The 23,435-nt window shown below is 65.8% G+C and carries 23 protein-coding genes; 12 read left to right on the top strand and 11 right to left on the bottom strand.

Going from position 1 to position 23,435, the window contains the following annotated elements; all coding sequences use genetic code 11:
• Positions 1–2: 2 nt before the first annotated feature.
• From sufD to QX121_RS05485, 4 genes are read right to left on the bottom strand one after another with little or no spacing between them, the layout of a single operon-like run.
• A complete protein-coding gene (gene sufD, locus QX121_RS05500) occupies positions 3–1,328 on the bottom strand; it encodes a Fe-S cluster assembly protein SufD (RefSeq protein WP_315811379.1) in 1,326 nt (441 codons plus the stop codon).
• Between the two features lie 19 nt (positions 1,329–1,347).
• The gene (gene sufC, locus QX121_RS05495; RefSeq protein ID WP_315740944.1) at positions 1,348–2,109 is read right to left on the bottom strand and encodes a Fe-S cluster assembly ATPase SufC; all 762 of its coding nucleotides are present in this window, start codon (positions 2,107–2,109) and stop codon (positions 1,348–1,350) included.
• Positions 2,110–2,146: 37 nt separating this feature from the next.
• Complete coding sequence (sufB, locus tag QX121_RS05490) at positions 2,147–3,664, bottom strand: Fe-S cluster assembly protein SufB (RefSeq protein WP_315811378.1); 1,518 nt, start codon at positions 3,662–3,664, stop codon at positions 2,147–2,149.
• A gap of 38 nt (positions 3,665–3,702) precedes the next feature.
• Positions 3,703–3,897 (bottom strand): 4Fe-4S dicluster domain-containing protein, encoded by a 195-nt coding sequence (locus QX121_RS05485; protein WP_006609648.1) that lies wholly within the window; start codon positions 3,895–3,897, stop codon positions 3,703–3,705.
• 347 nt (positions 3,898–4,244) lie between these two features.
• Between QX121_RS05485 and QX121_RS05480 the strand changes: the two genes are divergently transcribed.
• Positions 4,245–5,327 carry an integrase core domain-containing protein gene (locus tag QX121_RS05480; protein ID WP_315811377.1) on the top strand — a complete coding sequence of 361 codons (1,083 nt, stop codon included), beginning with the start codon at positions 4,245–4,247 and terminating at the stop codon, positions 5,325–5,327.
• Between the two features lie 334 nt (positions 5,328–5,661).
• Here QX121_RS05480 and nifA read toward each other — a convergent pair whose 3' ends face one another.
• Positions 5,662–7,401 (bottom strand): nif-specific transcriptional activator NifA, encoded by a 1,740-nt coding sequence (gene nifA, locus QX121_RS05475; protein ID WP_315740942.1) that lies wholly within the window; start codon positions 7,399–7,401, stop codon positions 5,662–5,664.
• Between the two features lie 425 nt (positions 7,402–7,826).
• A complete protein-coding gene (locus tag QX121_RS05470) occupies positions 7,827–8,675 on the bottom strand; it encodes an SDR family oxidoreductase (protein WP_315771573.1) in 849 nt (282 codons plus the stop codon).
• A 396-nt stretch (positions 8,676–9,071) separates the two neighbouring features.
• Between QX121_RS05470 and QX121_RS05465 the strand changes: the two genes are divergently transcribed.
• The gene (locus QX121_RS05465) at positions 9,072–9,926 is read left to right on the top strand and encodes a xanthine dehydrogenase (RefSeq protein WP_315811376.1); all 855 of its coding nucleotides are present in this window, start codon (positions 9,072–9,074) and stop codon (positions 9,924–9,926) included.
• Between the two features lie 65 nt (positions 9,927–9,991).
• Entirely contained in the window at positions 9,992–10,234 is a 243-nt protein-coding gene (locus QX121_RS05460) for a bacterioferritin-associated ferredoxin (RefSeq protein ID WP_315811375.1), read from the top strand.
• Between the two features lie 408 nt (positions 10,235–10,642).
• Here the strand turns inward: QX121_RS05460 and QX121_RS05455 are convergent, their stop codons facing one another.
• On the bottom strand, positions 10,643–11,989 hold the full coding sequence (locus QX121_RS05455) for an ATP-binding protein (RefSeq protein ID WP_315811374.1): 1,347 nt from the start codon (positions 11,987–11,989) through the stop codon (positions 10,643–10,645).
• Between the two features lie 154 nt (positions 11,990–12,143).
• On the opposite strand from QX121_RS05455, the gene QX121_RS05450 reads away from it, so the two are divergent.
• Both QX121_RS05450 and fghA read left to right on the top strand, forming a co-directional pair.
• Positions 12,144–12,764 (top strand): response regulator transcription factor, encoded by a 621-nt coding sequence (locus QX121_RS05450; RefSeq protein WP_315713180.1) that lies wholly within the window; start codon positions 12,144–12,146, stop codon positions 12,762–12,764.
• Positions 12,765–12,849: 85 nt separating this feature from the next.
• Positions 12,850–13,695: an S-formylglutathione hydrolase gene (gene fghA / locus QX121_RS05445; protein WP_315811373.1), complete on the top strand. Its 846-nt coding sequence runs from the start codon at positions 12,850–12,852 to the stop codon at positions 13,693–13,695.
• Positions 13,696–14,343: 648 nt separating this feature from the next.
• On the opposite strand, the gene QX121_RS05440 is transcribed toward fghA, so the two are convergent.
• Complete coding sequence (locus QX121_RS05440; RefSeq protein ID WP_315741287.1) at positions 14,344–14,823, bottom strand: DUF3280 domain-containing protein; 480 nt, start codon at positions 14,821–14,823, stop codon at positions 14,344–14,346.
• 142 nt (positions 14,824–14,965) lie between these two features.
• Between QX121_RS05440 and QX121_RS05435 the strand changes: the two genes are divergently transcribed.
• The 5 genes from QX121_RS05435 to QX121_RS05415 all read left to right on the top strand — a co-directional run bounded on the left by QX121_RS05435 (position 14,966) and on the right by QX121_RS05415 (position 19,536).
• Positions 14,966–16,174, top strand: coding sequence for an ABC transporter substrate-binding protein (locus QX121_RS05435; RefSeq protein WP_315811372.1), 1,209 nt, complete (start codon positions 14,966–14,968; stop codon positions 16,172–16,174).
• Between the two features lie 158 nt (positions 16,175–16,332).
• Entirely contained in the window at positions 16,333–17,265 is a 933-nt protein-coding gene (locus QX121_RS05430) for a YVTN family beta-propeller repeat protein (protein ID WP_315811371.1), read from the top strand.
• On the top strand, positions 17,262–18,077 hold the full coding sequence (locus QX121_RS05425) for an ABC transporter ATP-binding protein (protein ID WP_315811370.1): 816 nt from the start codon (positions 17,262–17,264) through the stop codon (positions 18,075–18,077). Before QX121_RS05430 ends, QX121_RS05425 begins: the two co-directional genes overlap by 4 nt.
• Positions 18,074–18,928, top strand: a complete 855-nt coding sequence (locus QX121_RS05420) for an ABC transporter permease (protein WP_315741281.1) — start codon at positions 18,074–18,076, stop codon at positions 18,926–18,928. The genes QX121_RS05425 and QX121_RS05420 overlap by 4 nt, the downstream gene beginning before the upstream one ends.
• Positions 18,925–19,536 carry a hypothetical protein gene (locus QX121_RS05415; RefSeq protein WP_315796451.1) on the top strand — a complete coding sequence of 204 codons (612 nt, stop codon included), beginning with the start codon at positions 18,925–18,927 and terminating at the stop codon, positions 19,534–19,536. Before QX121_RS05420 ends, QX121_RS05415 begins: the two co-directional genes overlap by 4 nt.
• A gap of 32 nt (positions 19,537–19,568) precedes the next feature.
• Here the strand turns inward: QX121_RS05415 and QX121_RS05410 are convergent, their stop codons facing one another.
• Both QX121_RS05410 and QX121_RS05405 read right to left on the bottom strand, forming a co-directional pair.
• Entirely contained in the window at positions 19,569–20,129 is a 561-nt protein-coding gene (locus QX121_RS05410) for a PQQ-dependent catabolism-associated CXXCW motif protein (protein WP_315811369.1), read from the bottom strand.
• A complete protein-coding gene (locus QX121_RS05405; RefSeq protein WP_315811368.1) occupies positions 20,126–21,007 on the bottom strand; it encodes a substrate-binding domain-containing protein in 882 nt (293 codons plus the stop codon). Before QX121_RS05405 ends, QX121_RS05410 begins: the two co-directional genes overlap by 4 nt.
• Before the next feature lie 161 nt (positions 21,008–21,168).
• Between QX121_RS05405 and QX121_RS05400 the strand changes: the two genes are divergently transcribed.
• On the top strand, positions 21,169–22,095 hold the full coding sequence (locus QX121_RS05400; RefSeq protein WP_315811367.1) for a quinoprotein relay system zinc metallohydrolase 2: 927 nt from the start codon (positions 21,169–21,171) through the stop codon (positions 22,093–22,095).
• Positions 22,096–22,151: 56 nt separating this feature from the next.
• The gene (locus QX121_RS05395; protein WP_315811366.1) at positions 22,152–22,973 is read left to right on the top strand and encodes a quinoprotein dehydrogenase-associated SoxYZ-like carrier; all 822 of its coding nucleotides are present in this window, start codon (positions 22,152–22,154) and stop codon (positions 22,971–22,973) included.
• A 20-nt stretch (positions 22,974–22,993) separates the two neighbouring features.
• Here the strand turns inward: QX121_RS05395 and QX121_RS05390 are convergent, their stop codons facing one another.
• Positions 22,994–23,353, bottom strand: coding sequence for a hypothetical protein (locus QX121_RS05390; RefSeq protein ID WP_315811365.1), 360 nt, complete (start codon positions 23,351–23,353; stop codon positions 22,994–22,996).
• Between the last annotated feature and the right edge of the window lie 82 nt (positions 23,354–23,435).

Raw genomic sequence — 23,435 nt, 5'->3', positions numbered from 1 at the left:
ACCTACTCCCGTTGTCCGAGCCAGCCCAGCATCGCTTCGGTCAACGCCGCCCGCACGCTCTCATCGGCGGCGCCTTCGATGATCTCGCCAACGAAGGCCTGGATCAGCAGCGCCTTGGCTTCCTTGGGCGGAATGCCGCGCGCCATCAGATAGAACAGCAGCTCGTCGTCGATCGCGCCGGTCGTGGTGCCGTGGCCGCACTGCACGTCGTCGGCGAAGATCTCGAGCTCCGGCTTGCTGTCGGCCTCGGCCTCGTCGGACAATAGCAGCGCCCGCGACATCATCTTGGCGTCGGTCTTCTGCGCGCCGGGACTGACCGTGATCTTGCCCTGGAAAACCGCGCGCGCGGTGTCGCCGACGACCGCCTTGAAGGTCTCGCGGCTCTGGCAGTTCTCAGCTGCGTGCTCGATCGCCAAGGTCGTGTCCGCATGCTGGGTGCCCGACAGCAGCGATCCGCCGCGGATGTCGGCAACAGTGCCCTCACCCGCGATATGCACGAACAGCTGGTTGCGCACCAGGCTGCCGCCGGCGACGAAGCCAAGCTGATTGAAGGTCGCACGCGCGCCGATATTGGCGAGCAGCGAGGAGATGTGCAGCGCGCTGTTGCCCTCCCGGGTCACCTTGACATGGTCGATCCGCGCCTCGTCGCCGACGACGAGCTGCATCGCGGTGTTGACTTGATATTCGCTTCCGTCGGGCCCCTGATGCGACTCGACGATGGTGGCGCTGGCCCCAGTTCCGATATTGACCAGCGACCGCGTGTACATCGAGGTTGCGACCCAGTTCGTCGTGACGAACGCGACGTGGATTGGTCGGCTCAGTGCCGTGCCCGGCGCGACCAGGATCACGACGCCATTGGCAGCCAGCGCGGTGTTGAGCGCCAACGCCGGATCGTCGTCAGGCACGACGGGGCCGAGACGCTGCGACAGCAGCGGCTTGTCGGCGGCGAGCGCGTCGGCCATCGGCTGGATGGTGAGGCCCGGCTCGAGATCGGCGAGGTCGGACAGCTCGGGCACGAAGGCACCGTCAACGATCATCAGCTTGCGGAAGCCAGCGCCCGCGAACAAGTCGCTCGCCTCGCGCGCCTTGGTTTTTGCCGCGTCGTCGGGCAGCGAGGCGAGCCGCTTGGCCTCCTTCATCTGCGTGCGCAAATCGGTGTAGCGCCACGCCTCGACGCGCCGGTGCGGCAGGCCGACCGCATTGAAACGGTCGAACGCAGCAGCGCGCACCGCGGTGATCTCCTCGCCGCCCGGCAGATAGCGGCGGGCGCCCTGATACAGATCGGCCAGTCCGAGTTCGGCCTTGGTCTTGCGGATCACGACGCCCATGTTCGTCCTCCCCGGCGCCTTAAGCCGCTTCGCTCTGGTACTGGGCGTAGCCGGTCGCCTCGAGCTCGCGCGCGAGGTCTTTGCCGCCGGTGCGGACGATGCGGCCCGCCGCGAACACATGGACGATGTCGGGCACGATGTAGTCGAGGAGCCGCTGATAGTGGGTGATCACGATCATGCCTCGCTCGGCGGAGCGCAGCGCGTTGACGCCGTTGGCGACGACCTTCAGCGCGTCGATGTCGAGGCCGGAATCGGTCTCGTCGAGGACGCAGAGCGACGGCTGCAGCAGCGCCATCTGCAGGGTCTCGTTGCGCTTCTTCTCGCCGCCGGAGAAGCCGACATTGAGCGGCCGCTTCAGCATGTCGGCATCGATGTTCAGCGTCTTGGCGATCTCGCGCACGCGCTTGATCAGGTCCGGCGAGGACAGCTCCTCCTCGCCGCGCGCCTTGCGCTGGGCGTTGAAGGCGGCCCGCAGGAAGGTGAGCGTCGCGACGCCGGGGATCTCCAACGGATATTGGAACGCGAGGAACACGCCCTTGGCGGCGCGCTCGTCGGCGGACATCGCCAAGAGGTCCTCGCCATTGAGATAGACCTCGCCGGCCGTGACCTCGTAGCCGGGCTTGCCGGCCAGCACGTAGGACAGCGTCGACTTGCCGGCGCCGTTCGGGCCCATGATGGCGTGGATCTCGCCCTTGTTCACGGTCAGGTCCAGACCCTGGATGATCTTCCGTCCGCCTGCGATCTCGGCATGGAGCCCCTTGATTTCGAGCAAGGCCGTCATCGAACACTCCTTCTGATGCTGTCGCGGCGCGACGCCGTCATCCAACCGATCCTTCGAGGCTGATCGAGATCAGCTTCTGCGCCTCGACCGCGAACTCCATCGGCAATTGCTGCAGCACATCCTTGACGAAGCCGTTGACGACCAGGCCGACCGCTTCCTCCTGGGAGAGCCCGCGCTGGATGCAGTAGAACAGCACGTCCTCGGAGATCTTCGACGTCGTGGCCTCGTGCTCGAACACCGCGGAGGAGTTCTTGGCCTCGATGTAGGGCACGGTGTGCGCGCCGCATTTGTCGCCGATCAAGAGCGAGTCGCAGGCGGTGAAATTGCGCGCGCCGGAGGCCTTGCGATGGGCGCTGACCAGGCCGCGATAGGTGTTCTGCGACTTGCCGGCGGCGATGCCCTTGGATATGATCCGGCTCGACGTGTTCTTGCCGAGATGGATCATCTTAGTGCCGCTATCGACCTGCTGGAAGCCGTTCGAGATCGCGATCGAATAGAACTCGCCGCTGGAATTGTCGCCGCGCAGGATGCAGCTCGGATATTTCCAGGTGATCGCCGAGCCCGTCTCGACCTGGGTCCAGGAGATCTTCGAATTTGTGCCGCGACAGTCACCACGCTTGGTGACGAAATTATAGATGCCGCCGACGCCTTCGGAATTGCCGGGGTACCAGTTCTGCACCGTCGAATATTTGATCTCGGCGTCATCCAGCGCGACCAGCTCGACCACGGCGGCATGCAGCTGGTTCTCGTCGCGCTGCGGGGCCGTGCAGCCTTCGAGATAGGAGACGTAGGCGCCCTTGTCGGCGATGATCAGGGTACGCTCGAACTGGCCGGTGTTGCGCTCGTTGATGCGGAAGTAGGTCGACAGCTCCATCGGGCAGCGCACGCCCGGCGGGATGTAGACGAACGAGCCGTCGGAAAACACCGCCGAATTCAGCGTCGCGAAATAGTTGTCGGTGGTGGGCACCACCGTGCCAAGATATTTTTGGACGAGGTCGGGATGCTCGCGCAGCGCTTCGGAGATCGGCATGAAGATCACGCCGGCCTTCTTCAGTTCCTCTTTGAACGTCGTCGCCACCGACACCGAGTCGAACACGGCATCGACGGCGATCTTGCTGCGCGGCGCCGCGGCCTCGCCGTCGACATCCGCTTCCGCCGCCGCAGGCCGCTCGACGCCTTCGAGGATCTCGACCTCGCGCAGGGGAATGCCGAGCTTCTCGTAAGTCTTCAGGATCTCCGGATCGATCTCGTCGAGCGAGGCGACCTTCTTCTTCGGCTTCGGCGCGGCGTAGTAATAGAGATCTTGATAGTCGATCTTCGGGTATCCGACGCGCGCCCAGGTCGGCTCGGTCATCGTCAGCCAGCGGCGGTACGCCTCCAGCCGCCACTCCAGCATCCAGGTCGGCTCGTTCTTCTTGGCTGAGATGAAGCGGATCGTGTCTTCCGACAGCCCCTTCGGGGCCTTCTCGGACTCGATGACGGTCTCGAATCCGTAGCGATATTGATCGACGTCGATGCCCTTGACCCGATCAATGGTCTCCTGAACCGCTGCCATCTCTCACTCCGCTTGCAATGTTTCCGTCGTGGCCCGCGTCAGGCGGGCACGCAGGTGTCCGGCACCGGACAGACGGCAGCGCATTGCGGCGCGTCGAAGTGGCCCTCGCACTCCGTGCACTTCTTCGGATCGATGATGTACATGTCGTTCTTCAGCCGGATGGCCGCATTCGGACATTCGAACTCGCAAGCCCCGCAGACCGTGCATTGTGAGGCGATGATCTTGTAGGTCATGTGCAGCTCCCCGCGATCCCTGCGACATCGGACGACGTCATTCACGGGGTATCTTTCAAGCCGCGTGCCAGAGAGCATTTGGTTGATTTCTAAGGAGGATTCTAAAGATCGCTACGCCGGTCAGCTGTCGCTCTCCCGACAGCATGTCGCAAGTGCGACAGGCCGCATGAAGTCGCGTGCGCGTTTGGGTCGAGCCCCCGCCACGAAGGCAGTGAGCCCCCTCCCCCCTGCGGGGAGGGGTCGGGGGTGGGGGTCCACGAGGGTATGAACCGGGCTGAGTCCTGACAATTCAGACCGGGTTGATTCCTGACAGGCAAGCTTCGTCCGATTCGAAGGAGGATCGGTCGATGCCTTTCAGGGAGAGCAGTCCTGTGGAGCAGCGTATCGGGTTGTTTCGGGAGTACGACACGGGAGCTTTTTCGGTGACGGAGCTGTGCGCGCGGCACGGCATCAGCCGGGAGACGTTCTACGTTTGGGAGCGCCGCCGCGCGAGCGGGGATCCGCAGTGGTTCGAGGAGAAGAGCCACGCCGTGCAGAACTGCCCGCACGCCACAGCGGACCGGCTGGCACGGCGCATCATCGCAACACGACGACGGTTTCCGCATTTTGGCCCCAAGAAGATCAAGGCCTGGCTCGCGCGCGAGCGGCCGGAGGTCGACTGGCCGGCGGCCTCGACGATCGGCGACCTCCTGAAGCGTGAAGGCCTGGTCGAAGCGCAGCCACGCCGACTCACCGATGCGGCGAGCCGCTATCTCATCGAGGTGCGCATTGTCGATCCGACCTGGGCTGGCGTGAAGGGCGCTCTGGAGCGCGTTTTCAAGGATATCGGCCTTCCCGACGCGATCCGCTCCGACAATGGAGTACCGTTCGGATCGACGGGAGCTGGCGGCCTTTCGGCGCTCTCGGTGTGGTGGCTCAAGCTCGGCATCGAGCCACGCTACATCCCACCAGCGAGCCCGCAGGACAACGGCCGGCACGAGCGCATGCACCGCACGCTGAAGGCCGAGACGTCGAAGCCACCGGCAGACACGGCCGCCGAGCAGCAGCGACGCTTCGACGCCTTTCGCCGCCACTTCAACGAGGAGCGGCCGCACGAGGCGCTCGACCAGGTGGCCCCCGTCAAGCTCTGGCGCAGGCCGGTGCGCTTCATGCCAGACCGTCTCGATGATCCCTGGTACGACGCCGATCACGAGGTCCGCCGCGTGCGTCCCACCGGGGACATCAAATGGCAAGGCGAGCACGTCTTCGTTGGCGAAGCGCTCGCCGGCGAACTCATCGGCCTCGCCAAGCACGATACCGGCGGCCACATCGTCCGCTTCTGGGGCCGAGACCTCGGGCTGATCGACCGCGACCGCCGTTTCCTGCGCTTTGCTCCGCCGCGTGCGCGGCTCCGCGTCGCGCAGGAAACGGCGGAGACAACACAGCAGTGATCGAATAGTGTCAGGGATCAGCCCGGTCCAAAATGTCAGGGATCAACCCGGTCGGTCAGAGCACGCTGCACGTGATGCGCGCTAATGCTGTCACCAGCGGAGTGACGACGTGTGATGTAACGAGCAGCTCAGCGGACGTGAGTACAGCGAGCGAACTCACGACGATCAGCGCCCGGAGACCCCCACCCCCGACCCCTCCCCGCAAGGGGGAGGGGAGCCGACCGTCGCCGGGGCGCGATCTCGAGTTTCACGACTATCGTTACGCGGGCGACAGCATGCACGTGAAATAAAAAAGGGCGCGCCATCTGCGCGCCCCTCATGAGACCCAACCCGTTCAGAACCGCTTCACCTCGATATTGTGCTTCTTCAGCGCGTAGCCGATCTGGCGCGGCGTGAGGCCGAGCAGGCGCGCGGCCTTGGCCTGGACCCAGCCGGAGCGCTCCATCGCCTGCACGATGCGGTCGCGCTCCGGCACCGCGCCGCCCTCCGTACTCTCGGAATACTCGCCGTCATCGGCATCGATGGCCGGCAACTCGACGGGAGCCTCGATCGGCGCCGACGTCCGCGGCAGGATCGGCAGCGGCACCATGGGCTGGCCGCGCGGCGGTGGCGGGGTTACCGTGTTACCCTTCCACAGGATCGCCGACATGCACTCGTTGCGGCTGCAGGCGAAGTCGTCCATGCTGATCGCCGAGCCCGTTGCCATGGTCGCGGTCCGTTGCACGCAGTTCTCCAGCTCGCGCACATTGCCGGGGAAGCCGCAATGCATCAGCACCTCGATCGCGCTGACGTCGAACGTCAGGTCGCGCTCGTTCTCGCAATTGAAGCGGCGCAGGAACTCGCGCGCCAGCTGCGGAATGTCGCTGCGACGCTCGCGCAACGGCGGCAATTTGATCGGCACCACGCTGATCCGGTAGTAGAGGTCGGCGCGGAACTCGTTGCGCGACACCGCCTCCTCGAGGTTGCGGTTGGTGGCGGTGACGATGCGGACATCGACCTTGATGGTCTGATTGCCGCCGACGCGCTCGAACTCCTGCTCCTGCAACACGCGCAGGAGCTTGGCCTGGAACGCCGGTGAGATCTCGCCGATCTCGTCGAGGAACAAGGTGCCCTTGTCGGCCAGTTCGAAGCGGCCCTTGCGCGCGTTGATCGCGCCGGTGAAGGCGCCCTTCTCATGGCCGAACAGCTCCGATTCCAGCACTGTCTCTGGCAATGCGGCGCAGTTGATCTTGATGAACGGCCGCTTGGCGCGATTGGACAGTTCATGGATCGCCTTCGCCACAAGCTCCTTGCCGGTGCCGGATTCGCCGCGCAGCAGCACCGGCGCATTCGACTTGGCGACGACGTTGATCTTCTCCAACAATGCGCGCAGCGCCGGGCTGTCGCCGACGATGCCGTCGACCAGCACCTTCTTGCGATCCTTCGGCGCCGGCTTCAGCTCCGACAGCTCCTTCTGCAGCCGGTGGCTTTCCGCCATCAGCCGCTCGCGGTCACGCGCGACGACCCGATGAAGCTTGATGGTCTGGCCGATCAGGTTGGCGACCATGGTCAGGAAGCGAACGTCGGAATCGAGCCGGAACACGGCGCGGCCGTCCCAGACACGGTCGATCGTCAGCGTGCCGACGACGCGCTGGTCGATGCGGATGGGAACGCCAAGGAAGGACACGCGGGTGTCGGCACCGACGCCGAGCGTCACCGCGTCGACGGCGCTGAAGGCGGGATGATCGGCGACGTTCTCCGCGATCAGCGGCACGGCGGTGGCGACGATCTGGTCGATCGCCTTCTGCGGCAGACGTTCGCGATAGCGCTGATCGCTGCCTTCGCTCCACCCGGCCCCCACCGCAAGATCGGGAATGCCGTCATCGGCGAGCAGCGACACCACGCCGTGGCGCATCTGCATGAAGGACTGCAGCAGGTTGACGACATTGGCGAGGGTGATCTCCAACCGCGTCGGCGCCGCCAGGATCTTCGAGATTTCGAAAATGCCCGTCAGGGCGATCTCGCTGAGCGGGATCGGAGCGGCGTTGGACCTGACGTCCTGAGCTTCGACCTGACGTGTTTCCGTTTGGACCATGGCCGCTTCTCTGATCGTCACGAACGCCTCGGTGAAGCCGCCCGTGATTGTAGATGTTCTAACATCCTCCCCCAACTGCAGATGATTGTCGTGCCTAACTTTGCTGCATTGCCGCAGAAGTAGTGTGCAACGGACAGAACAGAAAAGCTGCAGGCTTTCATGATGTTAACAAATGAGTTTGCACCCGTCACGATGCGTGCATTGCACGTCCGCGCGGGCGGCAAAAACGGTGCGCCTGCCGATTTCGCGTTGTCTTCTCGACACCTAATATCCGCGCATTCGTCTGCCTGTTTGCGATCGGATCGCAACGGACAACACTGAACACCAACTTTCCACCTTCGGCCCGCCGCTCGTCGCCTTCGGCTGCAAGCCATGGGTATGACGTGTTCACATCCGCGTGTCGGCCGCGCGCGGCTGTGATCAACCTAGAGGTGCTGCCCCCCGTTGATCTGGATCTCCTCGCCGGTCACGTAGCTAGCCGCATCCGAGCACAGGAAGAACAGCACCTTGGCGACCTCCTCCGGAGCGCCGATCCGGCGCATCGGGATCAGCGGCGAGAACCGCGCCTCGGTCTCCGGGGACACCATCTCGGTCTTGATCTCGCCGGGCGCGATGGCGTTGACGCGGATGCCATGCGGCGCGAAGTCGTGCGCCATCTCGCGGGTCAGGCAGGCGAGCGCCGCCTTCGAGGTCGCATAGGCGGTGCCCGCAAACGGATGGACGCGGGTGCCGACGATCGACGTCACGTTGACGACCGCGCCCTGCCCGCGCTTCAGCTCCTCGAACAGCCCGCGCGCGAGCAAGATCGGTCCGAGAAAGTTGACGTGAAAGACGGTCATCCAGGTCTCGACCGAAGTCGACAGCGAATCCAGCCGGCCGCCGTCGCCGGCCTTCGGAGAGATCGCGGCATTGTTGATCAAGGCATGCAGCGGCGCGCCGTCGAGCCGCTGCTTGATGTCGGCAATCGCGCGCGGAATCGCCTTGCGATCGCTGAGATCGACCTGGACGTGGTTGTCGGGACCGGCGTCCCACGGACAGCGAGCACCGTCGAACGGCTGGCGCGAGCAGGTGATGATGCGCCAGCCGGCGTCGGAGAACAGCTTTGCGGTCGCATGACCGATGCCGCGCGAGCCGCCGGTCAGCACGAGCGTTTTCTGCTCAGTGCGCGCGGGCCGCTCGGCGGCCGCCATGTCTCGATGGAACGGGCACGCCGCGATGGTCTCGGCCGCCGCCATGGCGGGCTCGCGGACGTCCTGGTCGAGAACGAGACTCACGTCATCCGTCCTGATCCTGCGCCGCAACGCCACCAGGACGCCGGCTGCCAAGCTTCGGCTGCTGCCTTTGCCTCAGACGTGGTCTGGGCGCAGGCTCCGCGACGATCGGAAATATCAGCGGTATTGCCATGCGTCGGTTGTGCAGATTCCGGGCCAGCGAAAACGGCGGGCAAAGCAGCCCTTTTCTGTCGGGTTCGCGACAGATTGGCGCGTTCTGGACACATCCAGCGTCGGCTTTGTGCTTCGTCCTTTGCAAGACCTTCAAAGAGCGATCGTTTTCAAAACGATGGCTGATGGTCCAACTCTTGCTCGACGGATTTGATCATTCGAACGGGAAGACGGCTTGCCAGCCGCACGACGACAGCCACGAGACGCCAACGCCGTATGAACCGGGACATGAGGACGAATGCAGTGCGCTTCGCCGTGGTCCTCGGGACCAACGACGTCGCGTCCGCGATCGGCGTGCATCTGCATCGTGCGGGCTTCTGCGTGGTGCTGTCGCATGATCCCAATCCGCCGGTCATGCGCCGCAAGATGGCGTTTCACGACGCTCTGTTCGGCGACACCGTCCGCATCGAGAACGTGACCGGCGAGCGCATCGAGAGCACGATGGAGGTGTTCAAGGCGCTCGGCGATCCCCGGCACGTCCTGGTCACCCCGCTCGGGTTGCTCGATCTCCTGCCGGTCCGTACCATCGACGTCCTGATCGACGCGCGGATGCAGCGGCGCGAGGTGACCCCGAATTTGCGCGGCATGACGCGGCTCTCGATCGGCATCGGTCCGGGCTTCTCGCCAACAGCCAATTGCGATATCGCGATCGAGACCCGGCCGGACCGGCTCGGCCAGATCGTGCGCGAGGGCTGGACGCTGGCAACGGATGATGTCGGCGCGCTCGTCGGCGTCGAGCGCCTGGTGCGTTCGCCGCACGAGGGCCGATGGCATACCCCGATCGAGATCGGCACGCGCATCTACAAGGGCTTCGTGATCGGCCATCTCTCCGGCGCACCGGTCACGGCCCCTTATGACGGCATCCTGCGCGGCATCGTCCGCGACGGCAGCGACGTGCCGGCCGGCATCGCGCTCGCCGAGATCGATCCACGCGGCCGCCATGCGCAGTGGACCGGGATCGATGCGCAGGGACAGGCGCTCGCCCAGGCGACGCTGGCCGCAATACGGCTGCACGCCGCAAACTGCATCAGGACGAGCGCGAGCGTGCCCGCCGATCAGATCGTTTCGAACGATTCTGATTAGCCCGTATCCGGCGCGCCGGCCTTGGCATCCCGGTTGCTTATCGTTTGCAGGAGCGAGCAACAGCCATGATCATCTGTTCCTGCAACGTCATCAGCGACACGGCCATTCGCAACATCGTCACGGCGGCCGACATCACCTTCGGCTCGCCGGCGCAAGTGTATGATTGTCTCGGCTGCACGGTCCAATGCGGCCTCTGCTCACGCTCGGTGAAGCGGATTCTCGATGAGCGGCAGGGTGATAGGGTTGCTGCGGCGGTATGGCCGGTGCAGGCCGAGCCCGTGCCGTGCGCGATGGTGTCGGTGGCCTGAGGCGATCACAGCGCACGACATGGCACATCGCGCGCTGTCGGATGTCGGACAAATGCGACAGGCGCGTGCCTCCCCCCAGCGGATCGATCGGATGAGCGGCTTACCGTCGGTCGCCGCGCGTCGCACCCGACGCGCAGCTCGGCGAATCCTCTCCTGAAGTTCAGTGTCGCTGGTCCGGTCCATGGTTCTCCCTCGCATGAGGCTGCCTCGACGGCGTGACCTTGCGTGGTAATCAGACGACATCGTTGAACGACAGCGCAGCCAACAAGGCCGCGCTGCCCAGCGCGAGCAGGGTTCTAGTCATCTGATCACCACGAGCTACCAGCGCGTGCTCCGGGCTGCGGCTCACGCGGATCGCAAGTCGCTCGTTGAATGCGGCGTCCGGTGGTTGGTTCCTAGCGGCCGAACTCACGCCGCGTCGGCCGGCACCATGGCCTCGATCGTGACGCCCGTGCCGGTGGAGGCTACCGTCAGCGTGCCGCCGAGCGCCAGCAGCCGCTCGCGCATGCCGGTGAGGCCGAAGCCGAGCTTGTGCTCCGGACTGAATCCGCGGCCGTCGTCGCGGACGCGCACCCGCGTGTAGCTGCGGCGGTGGCCGGCCGTCGTCTGCTGCAGCGGCTCGATGGTGACGTCGACCGCGGTGGCCTCGGCGTGGCGGAACACGTTGGTCAGCGCTTCCTGCACCACCCGGTAGATCGTCAGCTCCGCCGTCTCATTGCTACGCACGACCATGTCGGTGAACCTGGTCTCGATCACGACCTCCGGCCTTGACTCCTGCCACAGCCGCACCAATGCGCCGAGCGCCTCGCGCAAGCCCAGCTCGGCGAGACCCACGGGCCGCAGCCGCTCGAGGATGCGGCGGTTGAACTGCTGCACGGCGTTGACCTGGTCGAGGATCGCCTGGCCGTGCCGGCGCATCGCCGCGACGTCGAGCGTCGCAGCCTCCGGCAGCCGCATCAGCGCACTGGCATGGGCGCGCAGCGCGAACAGATGCGGCCCGAACTCGTCATGCAGCTCGCGCGCGATCTCCTTGCGCTCGTGGTCCTGCAACGACACCGTGCGCTCGGCCAGACGGCGCTTCTCCTCCACCGCCTCGCCGAGCGCGCCGGCGAGATGGTTGAGCTTGGCGCAGAGCGCCGCGAGCTCGGGCGCGCCGCCCGGCTTGACGCGGGTATCATAGGCGCCGGCCTCGATCCGGCTCATCGCCTCCGATAGATCCGCCAGCGGCGCCAGCGCGCGGCCGACCACGAGCATGGTGATCGCGAACAAGGCCAGCCCGACCAGCGAGCCGACGACGAGCTGGGTGACGATGCCGTCCCAGATTTCCGCGATCTCGTCGTCGGGATGCGACGTGATCACCAGCGTGTCGCTCCGGCCGGCGACGATGACCGGCATGCTGACCGAGGTCTTGTCGGGATGCACCAGTGCGATGAACCACGCCGGCGCCGCGCGGCCGACGCCCGGAGAGGGCGGAGTCTGCGCCGGCATTCCCTGCCGTCTCACGCTGACGTGACGAAGCTGTCGGAGATCGCCGACGATCCGATCGAGGCGCGCGTCCGGATCGGGCGCGTCATTGACCTCGTCCATGATGGTCTCGACGAAGGCCCGTGTCAGGCGGATGACGCTCTGGTCCTCGGCCAGCACGCGCGGCGCCGCCTCCAGCACGAGACGGCCGATGTTGATGGCGAGGCCCAGCGTCAGCAGCAGCGCCAGCAGCACGTTGATGCGGGTCCGCAACGACCAATTCTGCCACATTCTCTCCGCCTCAAAGCCACCGGGTTTCACGCGTCCTCACATTGACAGACAAATCCGCCGGCGATCTAATTGCAACATGATGCCAGACCGCGCAGCATGCATCCATGATGCATCGCAACAATGACGCGAGTTGGAAGTCCGGGACCCCAAGGCCATGCGCGTACTGATCGTCGATGACCATCCCATTGTGGCATCAGGCTGCCGGGCCCTGCTCTCGACCGATCCGGACCTCGAGCTGCTCGAAGCCGCCGATGCCGAGAGCGGCGAAGCCAGCTTCATCGCGCGCCGGCCGGACGTCTGCGTCGTCGACATCAACCTGCCGACCGTCTCCGGCTTCGAGCTGGCGCGGCGCATCCTCGCCCACGATGCCAATGCCCGGCTGATCATGTTCAGCATGAACGACGATCCGGTGTTCGCGGCGCGCGCCATCGACATCGGCGCCAAGGGCTACGTCTCCAAGAGCGGCGACCCGAACGATCTCGCCGAGGCGATCCGCGAGGTCGCGCGCGGCGGCAGCTATCTGCCGCCGGCGATCGCCCGCAGCATCGCCTTCGCGGGCGCCGCGGTCGCGCAGAGCCCGCTGGCGAAGCTGACCTCGCGCGAGCTCGAGATCCTCCGCCTGCTCAGCGCCGGCAAGAGCCTGTCCGAGATTGCCTGGCTGATCCACTCGTCCTACAAGACCGTCGCCAACACCTCCTCGATCATCCGCCAGAAGCTCGGCGTGCGAACATCCGGCGAGTTGGTGCGTTTGGCGATCGAGAACGGCGTCGCTTGACTCGCCCCGATTGAACGACGCAGCTTGACACGCGTTGGCGGCACGCGCGCCAGCGGCCCGACATCATTGCCGAACAGGTGATCCCATGACCCTCACGACCGTCTCCCAGAACAAATCCCATGGCGGCGTCCAGGGCGTCTACCGCCACGCCAGCCAGGAGACCAAGACCGAGATGACGTTCTCGGTGTTCGTGCCGCCGCATGCCGACGGCGCGAAGCTGCCGGTCGTCTGGTATCTCTCCGGCCTGACCTGCACCCACGCCAACGTCACCGAGAAGGGCGAGTTTCGTGCCGCCTGCGCCGAGCTCGGCCTGGTCTTCGTGGCGCCCGACACCTCGCCGCGCGGCGACGGCGTGCCGGGCGATCCCAACAATGCCTATGATTTCGGCCTCGGCGCCGGCTTCTATGTCGACGCGACCGAGGCACCGTTCGCGAAGAACTACCGGATGTGGAGCTACGTCACCGAGGAGCTACCGAGCGTGGTCGCGGCGAACTTCCCGGTCGACCCGCGCCGGCAGTCGGTGATGGGCCACTCGATGGGCGGCCATGGCGCGCTCACCGTGGCGCTGCGCAACCCGGACCGCTACCGCGCGGCCAGCGCGTTCTCGCCGATCGTCGCGCCCTCGCAGGTGCCGTGGGGCGAGAAGGCCCTGGGCGGCTATCTCGGCGCCGACAAGGCGGCGTGGCGCAAGCACGATGCGGTGGCGCTGATCGAGGACGGCGCGCGCGTCTCCGACCTGCTGGTAGATGTCGGCACCGCCGATCAGTTCCTGACCCAGCAGTTGCGCCCGGAGCTGCTGAAGGCGGCGTGCGAGAAAGCGAACATCCCGCTCTTGCTGCGCAAGCAGGAAGGCTACGACCACAGCTACTACTTCATCTCGACCTACATGGCCGATCACCTGCGCTGGCACGCCGCGCGGCTCGGCCGCTGATATCAGCCGCGGACGTGATTTGCCCGACGGGTGCGATGACGCGCCCATCGAGGCGATTTTGTCTCCCCGGCGCCCGGATTCCACGTGCGCGACGAGGCGGATTTCGCTCGGCGCCACAAGGCGATCCCAGCGTCCAGCCCGGCGGCGACAAAAATTTCACTTTCGTTTTTCCGGAAATCGTGATTGTTTAGCCCCATCCCGCCTCGTCGAGAGGGCGTATCGCGGTCGTCACGAACGTGGAGGTGGGATGCGGTGGACGCCGGCGGCGCGCAGCATGCTCAGGGCATCACATGCCCCGTGAGAGCGTGCGGACGAACGCGTCACGGCGTATGGCCAAGTCGCGTGGTCCTGGCATCCCGATGCTGATGCCTCCGCGGCGGCGTGCTCACAGCGCGTCGTCGCGCACGGTGACCAGAAAGCCCGGCGCACCGGGGAGAACGCGAAGCAACCGTTAAGACCATCCGCGCAGGGAGGGCCGGGATGTCCCAGCCGAACCTGTGGTACCTGCCGCCTGCATTTCTTTCTGCAGGCGGGCCATGGGGGCGGCAGGCTCCCGGCCTTCCCTGCGCCTCTTGTTTTCCAAGGGGCGACCGGCACGCAAAGCTCGGGCGTCATCCGCCGCGAGAATGCACCGTCATATCTCGTCGGCTACTGCGCCTGCGGCGCACCGTAGTTCGGCGCCAGCAGGCGGTTGCGGACGAGCCAAGCCATGGTGCGCGTCCAGGATTCGTCGGTGTTGCCGCGCATATCCGCAGTCATCGCCGCGACCGGCTTGCCGGTGTGAACGTCGCGCAGATAGATGTTCATGTTGAGGATGAGATTGGAGACCTTCTGCACCGTCCCGGTGATGGCGAGATCGGCGCCGATGTCGCCCGCGAGCTTGACGTCGCAGCCGCCGCAGGCCTGCAGATTGCTGTGGTGCGCCGCATCGTTAATGGAAGCGATGTCGAGCACGCGAAAACGTCCGGAGTCCTGCAGCGCCGCGCGCAGTTGCTCGGCCGCATGCGCCAGCCTGTTCTGCTCGTCCTGGCGCGGGCCCTGCACCTCGCCCTGCAGGCTGGTGTCGATCAGCTCGAAGTCGAACACCGCCACCTTGGTCGGCTCGGCATGCACTGATGTCGCAGACATCAGGATCAGGAACGCGGGGAGAACGGCAGGTTTCAAGGTCGTGATCCGAAATGACGCGACAGCGGCCAAAAGTGGGGTTGAAAGCTAGGCCAATTCGTTCATCTTGCAAGACGAAACCTCGCCGGACAAGGACGAGGGAACAATGGGAGGACATGTGGTCCTGGGAGTTCTGGCCCGATCTCTGATGGGCGCGATCGGCCTCATCGCCGCCGCAACTGCCGCCAGCGCGGCGGATCCGGTTGACATCGCGATCGGCTATCTCGGCCGCGCCAACGTGCGGCAGACCTTGTCGCCGCTCGACCAGCCTGCGGCCGATGATGGCGTGGCCGGCGCGAAGCTCGCGATCGAGGACAACAACACCACCGGCAAGTTCCTCAACCAGCGCTTCACTTTGATCGACCGCCGCGTCAAGGATGACGAGGACGCCGCGCAGGCCGCCAATGAGCTCGCCGGCAAGACGGGATTCGTCCTCGTGGACCTGCCGGCAGATGCGCTGCTGAAGGTCGCAGATGCGTTGCGGGGCCGCGGCGTCACCCTGCTCAATGTCGGCGCCACCGACGACCGGCTGCGCGAGCAGGACTGCCGCGCCAACGTCATCCATGTCGCACCGACGCGCTCGATGCTGGCCGACGGCCTGGCGCAATATCTGGTCTGGAAGCAGTGGAAGCGCTGGCTGCTCGTCACCGGTTCGCACGACAACGACAGACTGTTCGCCGACGCGCTGCGCCGCGCCGCCACCCGCTTCGGCGCCAAGATCGTCGAGGAGCGCACCTTCGCGGACACCGGCGGCGCGCGCCGCACCGACAGCGGTGTGACCTTGATCCAGCGCCAGATGCCGGTGTTCACGCAGAAGGCGCCGGCCTATGACGTGCTGGTCACCGCCGACGAGAGCGAGGTGTTCGCCTCCTATTTGCCCTATCGCACCTGGGATGCGAGGCCCGTCGCCGGCTCCGCTGGCCTGCGTCCGACCAGTTGGGATCCTTCACAGGACCAATGGGGCGCCACCCAGCTGCAGAACCGCTTCATGAAGCTCGCCTCGCGCCGCATGGACGCCTTGGACATGCAGGCCTGGATGGCCGTGCGCATGGTCGGCGAGGTCGCCTCGCGCACCAACTCCGGCGACGCCAAGACGATGACCGACTACCTCAAGAGCCAGAACTTCACGATCGCCGCCTTCAAGGGCACCCGCCTCTCGCTGCGCGACTGGAACCTGCAGCTCCGCCAGCCGATCCTCTTAGCCGACGGCCGCATGATCGTCTCGGTCTCCCCGCAGGAGGGCTTCCTGCACCAGGTCTCCGAACTCGACACCCTCGGTATCGACCGCCCCGAAACCAAGTGCAAGCTGCAATGATGTCGGATCGAACCATGCTGATGAGAATGCCTAGTCCGACATGCCGGGCCGACATGCGTGCTGGTGTGGAGCCTTCCGCACACGCGCGTCCCGAAGGGCGATCGCAGCTTTGCAAGCGCTTCGGCACAGCAGTCAGCCTGCTCATCGCCGCACTCGTCATGGCCCATGCAGCCCCCGCCTCCGCCTACGTCGCCTTCGTCTCCAACGAAAAAGGCAACACCGTCTCCGTCATCGACACCGACACCTGGACGGTCACCAAGACCATCAAGGTCGGCCAGCGGCCGCGCGGCATCGCGTTCACGCGCGACGGCAAGTTCGTGATGGTCGCGGTCGGCGATGACGACACCATTCAGGTGATCGATGCCAAGAAGATGGAGGTGGTGGATACCCTGCCCTCCGGCCCCGATCCCGAGCTGTTCGCGCAGGACGCCGCCGGCAAGACGCTCTATGTCGCCAACGAGAACGACAACACCGTCACGGTGCTCGACCTCGAGAAGCGCGTCCGCATCGGCGACGTCCAGGTCGGCGTCGAGCCCGAGGGCATGATGCTCAGCCCGGACGGCAAGATCCTGATCTGCACCTCCGAAACCACCAACATGGCGCATTTCATCGACACGGCAACCCGCAAGATCGTCGCCAACGTGCTGGTCGATGCGCGGCCGCGCTTTGCCGAGTTCAAGAGTGACGGCTCGGAGCTGTGGGTCTCGGCCGAGATTGGCGGCACCGTCTCGATCATCGACCCGGCCAAGCGCGAGGTCACCGGCAAGATCAAGTTCGCCGTGCCCGGCCTGCGCAGCGAGGCGATCCAGCCGGTCGGCATCGCCCTGACCAAGGACGGCAAGACCGGCTTCGTCGCGCTCGGCCCGGCCAACCGTGTCGCCGTCGTCGACGGCGCCACCCACGAGGTGAAGAAGTATCTCCTGGTCGGCCAGCGCGTCTGGCACATGGAGTTCACACCGGACGAGAAATATCTGCTCGTCACCAACGGCGTCTCCAACGACGTCTCGGTGATCGACGTCGCCGCGCAGAAGGTGATCAAGACCATCCAGGTCGGCGAGCTGCCCTGGGGCATCACGATTGCACAGCCATGACGACGCAAAACGCACCCGCTCTCGACTCGACAGGCTCTGCATCGCAGCCGGCGCCCGAGCGGGTCCCCGCGCTGTCGGTCGCCGGCGTCAGCCATTCCTACGGCGCACGCAAGGCGCTCAACGACGTCAGCTTCGCCGTCCAGCCTGCGAGCTTCACCGCCCTGCTCGGCCTCAACGGCGCCGGCAAGAGCACGCTGTTCTCGCTCATCACGCGGCTGTTCGCGGTGCAGACCGGCCAGATCGGCATTTTCGGCCATGACATCGGCCGGACGCCGGGCGAGGCGCTGCGGCTACTCGGCGTCGTGTTCCAGCCGCGCACGCTCGATCTCGATCTGTCGCTGACCCAGAACCTGCTCTACCACGCAGCGCTGCACGGCATCGCCCGCCGCGAGGCCCGCGCGCGCAGCGAGGAGCTGCTGGCGCGGATCGGCCTCGCCGACCGCGCCGGCAACAAGGTGCGCGACCTCTCCGGCGGCCAGATGCGCCGGCTGGAGATTGCTCGCGCCCTGCTGCACCGGCCGCGCCTCTTGCTGCTCGACGAGGCCACCGTCGGCCTCGACGTCAAGGCGCGCGCCGACATCGTCGGCCATGTCCGCCAACTCGTCGCCGAGCAGGGCATCGGCGTGCTCTGGGCGACGCATCTGTTCGACGAGATCGCGGCGACCGACGATCTCGTGGTGCTGCATCAAGGCCGCGTGCTGGCGCGCGGGCCCGTCCCGCAGGTCATCGCCGAGGCCGGTGCGACCGACGTCAACGCGGCGTTCGCGCGGCTGACGACCCAGGCCAGTCCGGCGCGGAGCTCCGAGCCATGACCGTCACCACCGTGCACGCCCCCCCACCCACACGCAGCGGCTTCTCGGCCGGCGAATACATCACTTGCCTCACCGGCATCGTCTGGCGCGAGGGCCTGCGCTTCCTGCATCAGCGCGAGCGCTTTGTCTCGGCGCTGGTGCGGCCGCTGGTCTGGCTGTTCATCTTCGCCGCCGGCTTCCGCCAGGTGCTGGGTATCTCAATCATTCCGCCGTACGAGACCTACATCCTTTATGAGGTCTATATCGCACCCGGCCTGATGGCGATGATCCAGTTGTTCAACGGCATGCAGTCGTCGCTGTCGATGGTCTATGATCGCGAGATGGGCAACATGCGCACCTTGCTGGTGAGCCCGCTGCCGCGCGGCTATCTCCTGTTCTGCAAGCTGCTCGCCGGCACCGCCGTCTCGGTGCTGCAGGTCTATGCGTTTCTCGCCATCGCCTGGTTCTGGGACATCACCCCGCCGCCGATGGGCTATCTGACGGTGCTGCCGGCGCTGATCCTGTCCGGCCTGATGCTCGGCGCGCTGGGCATGCTGATTTCCTCCGGCATCAAGCAGCTCGAGAATTTCGCCGGCGTCATGAACTTCGTGATCTTCCCGATGTTCTTCGCCTCGTCGGCGCTCTACCCGCTCTGGCGGGTCGAGGAAGGCAGTCCCTGGCTGGCTTATCTCTGCGAAGCCAACCCCTTCACCCACGCGGTCGAGCTCATCCGCTTTGCGCTGTACGGCAAGCTGAACTGGGTTTCGCTCGCGGTGGTCGGCGGCTGCACCGCCGTATTCATGATCGGCGCGATCCTGGCCTATGATCCGTCGCGGGGTTTTGTCAGGCGTGGTCCCGGAGGCGAGGCATGAGGTTGAGAACGATACTGGCGGCCGTCGCCATCGCTGCGTCAGCCAGTGCTGCGCAAGGCGCCGATCCGCGCTATCCGGACTGGCCCTGCCCGCAGGCCAAGGTGCCGGAAATCTCCATCGCGGCGGTGTGGTCCGGCCCGCCGATCGACGATGTCGGCGCGAGCTGGAAGGACGATGCGAAGGTGGCCGAGCTCGTCGCCAAGCTTGCCGCGCGCCGTATCCCGCTGGAGCAGGCCCAGAAGGACGCCGCCGATTTCCTCACCGGTACGGCCGAGGAGAAGACACGCAAGGGCAAGCTGCTGTTCGTCGGGCTGTTCGACACGCTGAACGCGCAGCGGACATCGGTCATGAACGGCCTCGAGCGCGTCATGCGCAAGCAGCGCGAGGCCGTCGACAAAGTGCGCGGCGACACGATCAAGCTGCAGGAGATGCAGAGCAGCGCCGCGCCGGATCAGGCCAAGGTCGAGGAAATGACCAACCAGTTGAACTGGGAGACGCGCATCTTCGAGGATCGGCGTCGCGTGATGAAGTTCGTCTGCGAGGTGCCGACCGCAATCGACCAGCGCCTGTTCGCGCTGGCCCGGGAGATCCAGCAGGACATGGAGTAGCTGTTTTGATGCGCTCTCGCCGCCCTCCCCGCTCACTCCTCAGGCCGCGGCTCAGGCTGCGTCTGCTGCAGCGGCAGGTCGGCGCGGCTCCAGCCGTCGGTCCCGTCGGGATACCAGGCGACGTTGCGATAGCCGTAGGTCAGCGCGCGCCTGGCGGCATTCCACGACATCCAGCAGTCTTCGAGGCAGTAGAACACGAGCAGACGACCGAGATCGCCGCCCGACGCGTGCGCCAGCCCGCGCCTCAGATAGTCCTCAGTCTGGGGCGCCAGCACACCATAGCCGGTATCGGGCAGCCACATGCTGCCGGGAATGTCCAGGCGCGGCTGCTCGCGCCACACCGTCCCTGCCGGCAGATTCTTCGGCTTGGGCGGGCGCGGCAGCACGTCGACGAAGGCGGCGGACTTCGCGCGCCAGATCGCCTCGGTCTCCCGCGTCGACAGCACGCGTGCACCGGCCAGGGTCGTCGGCACCGGCGCGCGGTAGTTCTCGGTCCGGTAGCTGTCCGGCTCCGGCACGAGATCATCGGCTCGGACCGCCGCGACGATCAGCAGCACGCCTGCCAACGCCGCCGCGGCGAGCCGAACGATCATGGCGATGTCTTCGCCGCAGCCTCGGCGGTGATCAGATGATTGCTCTCGTCCAGCAGCGGCACCCCGAAGTCCAGCAGGATCTTGTTGATCTCACCCTGGTTCTCCTGGATCAGCTTGTTGAGCTGACGGCGCCAGTTCTGGTCCGCGCCACGGACGCCCATGGCGATGCGATAGATCAGCTTCGGTCCGCTGGTCTCTTTCACCAGCGGCGTCACGTGCAGCTGCGGGCTCGCCTGCTTGGCGTAGTACCCGGCCATCGGGCCCCACAGCACGCCGGCATCGATATCGCCGGACTTCAGATCGTTGATCATCGCCTCTGCCGAGGAATCGACGCGGGTGTCGATCATCAGCGGATAGGGCTTTGCGGTCGGCATCAGCCCGGCCAGCGCCATGTTGGTCGCCGGCGGCGTGCCCGCCACGATGCCGATGTGCTTGCCCTTGAGCCTGGCATCCTCCAGCGTCGTCACATCGGCGAGATCGGAGCCCGGCTTGGTCACGATCGCGTAGGCCGTCCGGTAATAGGGACTGGTGCTCTGCACCAGGTCGTCCCCTTGGGGAAAGCCCATGATCACGTCGCAACGGTGCGAGCCGAGCGTCATGCGCACGAATCCGGTGGCCTGCGGGAAGAACGTGTAGTCCACCTTCTTCTGCAGCTTGGCGGCAAAGAACTCGGCCAGCTTGTTCTCGAAGCCGTCGCCCTTCTCGTTCGAGAACGGCAGGTTACGCGGATCGGCGCAGACCCTGAGCACCTTGGGATCGACCAGCTCGATCGACAGGTCCAGGCCATCATTGCTCTGCGCGAAAGCGGCGGCCGGTCCGAGCAGAGTGAGCCCCGCGGCAACGGCCAGCGAGCAGGCAAGTTTGTGACGCTTCGTCATCCGTATTTCCATCCCTATCGAACGCATCGCGGTATTTTTGAAAATGCTAGGCCGCCGGCCGCTCCGGTGCAACAGCCGCCGTCATCGCGAAGAGTTGACCCATTGCTGCACCGCAACGTCCATCGTCTGACGCACACCTCTCACGCGAGCAAGGCAAGCCGATGGTGAGACAATTGATCATCGCGATCACCGCCTGGGGGGCGCTGGCGCTCGGCAGCGCCGCTCTTGCCATGCCGCCGGAACTCGAGGTCAGCGAGATCGCGCCCGGCGTGTTCGTTCACATCGGCCAGACCGCGCTGATGAACGCGGCGAACGAGGGCGCCATCGCCAATGTCGGTTTCATCGTCGGCAACGACGCGGTCGCCGTGATCGACACCGGCGGCAGCGTCCGCGAAGGCCGCGCGCTGCTGGCAGCGATCCGCGCCCGTACCGCCAAGCCGGTGCGCTACGTCGTCAACACTCACGCCCATCCGGATCACGCATTCGGCAACGCGGCATTCGAGGGCGACGGCACGCGCTTCGTCGGCGCCAAGAACCTGCCGCGCGCGCTTGCATTGCGCGGACCGCACTACATCGAGGCGTTCCGGCGCCTGATGGGTGCCGAGCTGATCGACGAGGTCCGTCTCGTCGCCCCGTCGATCCTCGTGGACGACGAGATGATGCTCGACCTCGGCGGCCGTACCCTCACGCTCAAGGCCTGGAGCACCGCGCATAGCGACTGCGACCTGTCCGTCTATGATGACCGGAGCCGGATCTTGTTCGCCGGCGATCTCGTATTCCTGCGTCACATCCCGGTGATGGATGGCAGCCTGCGTGGCTGGATCGCCGACATGGCCGCGCTCGCGACCATCCCGGCCGAGCGCGTCGTCCCGGGCCATGGCCCTGTCGGCCCGTGGCCACTGGCGCTCAGCGACGAGCGTCGCTACCTCGACATATTGGCCCACGACGTTCGCGGGCTGATCAAGGCAGGCAGGCCGATCGCGGACGCCGCTGGGGCCGCGGGATCGGAGCGCGGCAAATGGGAGCTGTTCGACGACTACAATGCCCGCAACGCAACGGCGGCATTCTCGGAAATGGAATGGGAATGAGGGCGGCAACGCGCTATGATTGTTAATTCACCCGACTGCCCGAGGAGGATTGCGCCATGATCCGGCTCCACCTGCCGTCCACCCTGCTTCTCGGGGCATGCCTCGCGCTTGCCTTCGCACCTGCGAAGGCCGCTGATGGTTACGATCCCTGGCCGGGACTCGTCCAGGACATCTTCAACAACAAGGCGATGCAGGACGGCACCAATGTGCTGTCGATCGAGATGCCGACGCGCGCCGAGGATGCCTCGGTCGTTCCGGTCACCCTGCGCAGCAAGCTGTCGCCCGCCGACGAGCGCCGCATCAAGACCATCACGCTGGTGATCGACCAGAATCCCGCGCCGATGGCGGCCAAGTTTACGCTCGGCGCGGACGCCAACGTGACCGCGATTTCGACGCGGGTCCGCGTCAACAACTACACGGATGTGCATGCGGTGGCCGAGCTCACCGACGGCCAGCTCTATGTGGTCAAGACCTTCGTCAAGGCTTCCGGAGGCTGCTCGGCCCCGGCGGCGAAGAATCCGGACGAGGCCAAGGCGCGCATCGGCCAGATGCGCTACCGGCAGTTCATGCAGAGCAGCGACGGCGCCACGAGCGGCATCCGCGAAGCGCAGGTCATGGTCGGGCATCCCAACAATTCCGGGCTCCAGATGGACCAGGTGACGCAGCTCTACATTCCGGCCTTCTTCATCGACCGGCTGACGCTGTCGCAGGACGGCAGCCTGGTGCTGTCGGTCGAAGGCGGCATCTCGATCTCGGAGGATCCCAATATCCGCTTCACCTACGTGTCGAACGGCGCCAAGCAATTCCGTGCGGAAGCGAAGGATACGCAGGGCCACGTGTTCGAGCACGACTGGCCGGCCGACGGCTCAGGGACTTGATGCGGCAGAGCGGCAGCGCTTCAGAAGCATCTCACTTCGGCTTCGGCCTGCGCCCGACGGAGATCGTTCAGCGCGTTGGCGGCCTGCTCGGACGTGCGGAACTGGGTGCCGAGAGTGCTGTGCACCTGGGACATGCTGAGGACGGTCTCGGCCGTGACGTAGCGCTCATAGGGAAGGATCGAGGCGATCACGTCGATCGAGCAGGAGCACTGCGCGATCGCCTCCCGGGTCTCGCCATTGGCCTTCATGCAGCCGAACACATATTCGGCCCGCGCAGAGGTCGGATAGTCGTTGAGATCCTCGGCGTGAGCCGACCCGCGCAGCGCGATCATGGCAATGAGGGTGGCGACAATCGGTCCTACCGGAACAGCACTACGCATCACAGTCCTCCGCGGCATCGCAGCCGAAGCTATGCTAAGGGAATGAGGCTGAAAAGAACACATCTCGAGGAAATGCAGACGG

Origin of the sequence: Bradyrhizobium sp. SZCCHNR2028, from assembly GCF_032380995.1 — a bacterium.
Taxonomy (GTDB): Bacteria; Pseudomonadota; Alphaproteobacteria; order Rhizobiales; family Xanthobacteraceae; genus Bradyrhizobium.
This window is presented reverse-complemented; position numbering and strand designations above follow the sequence as displayed.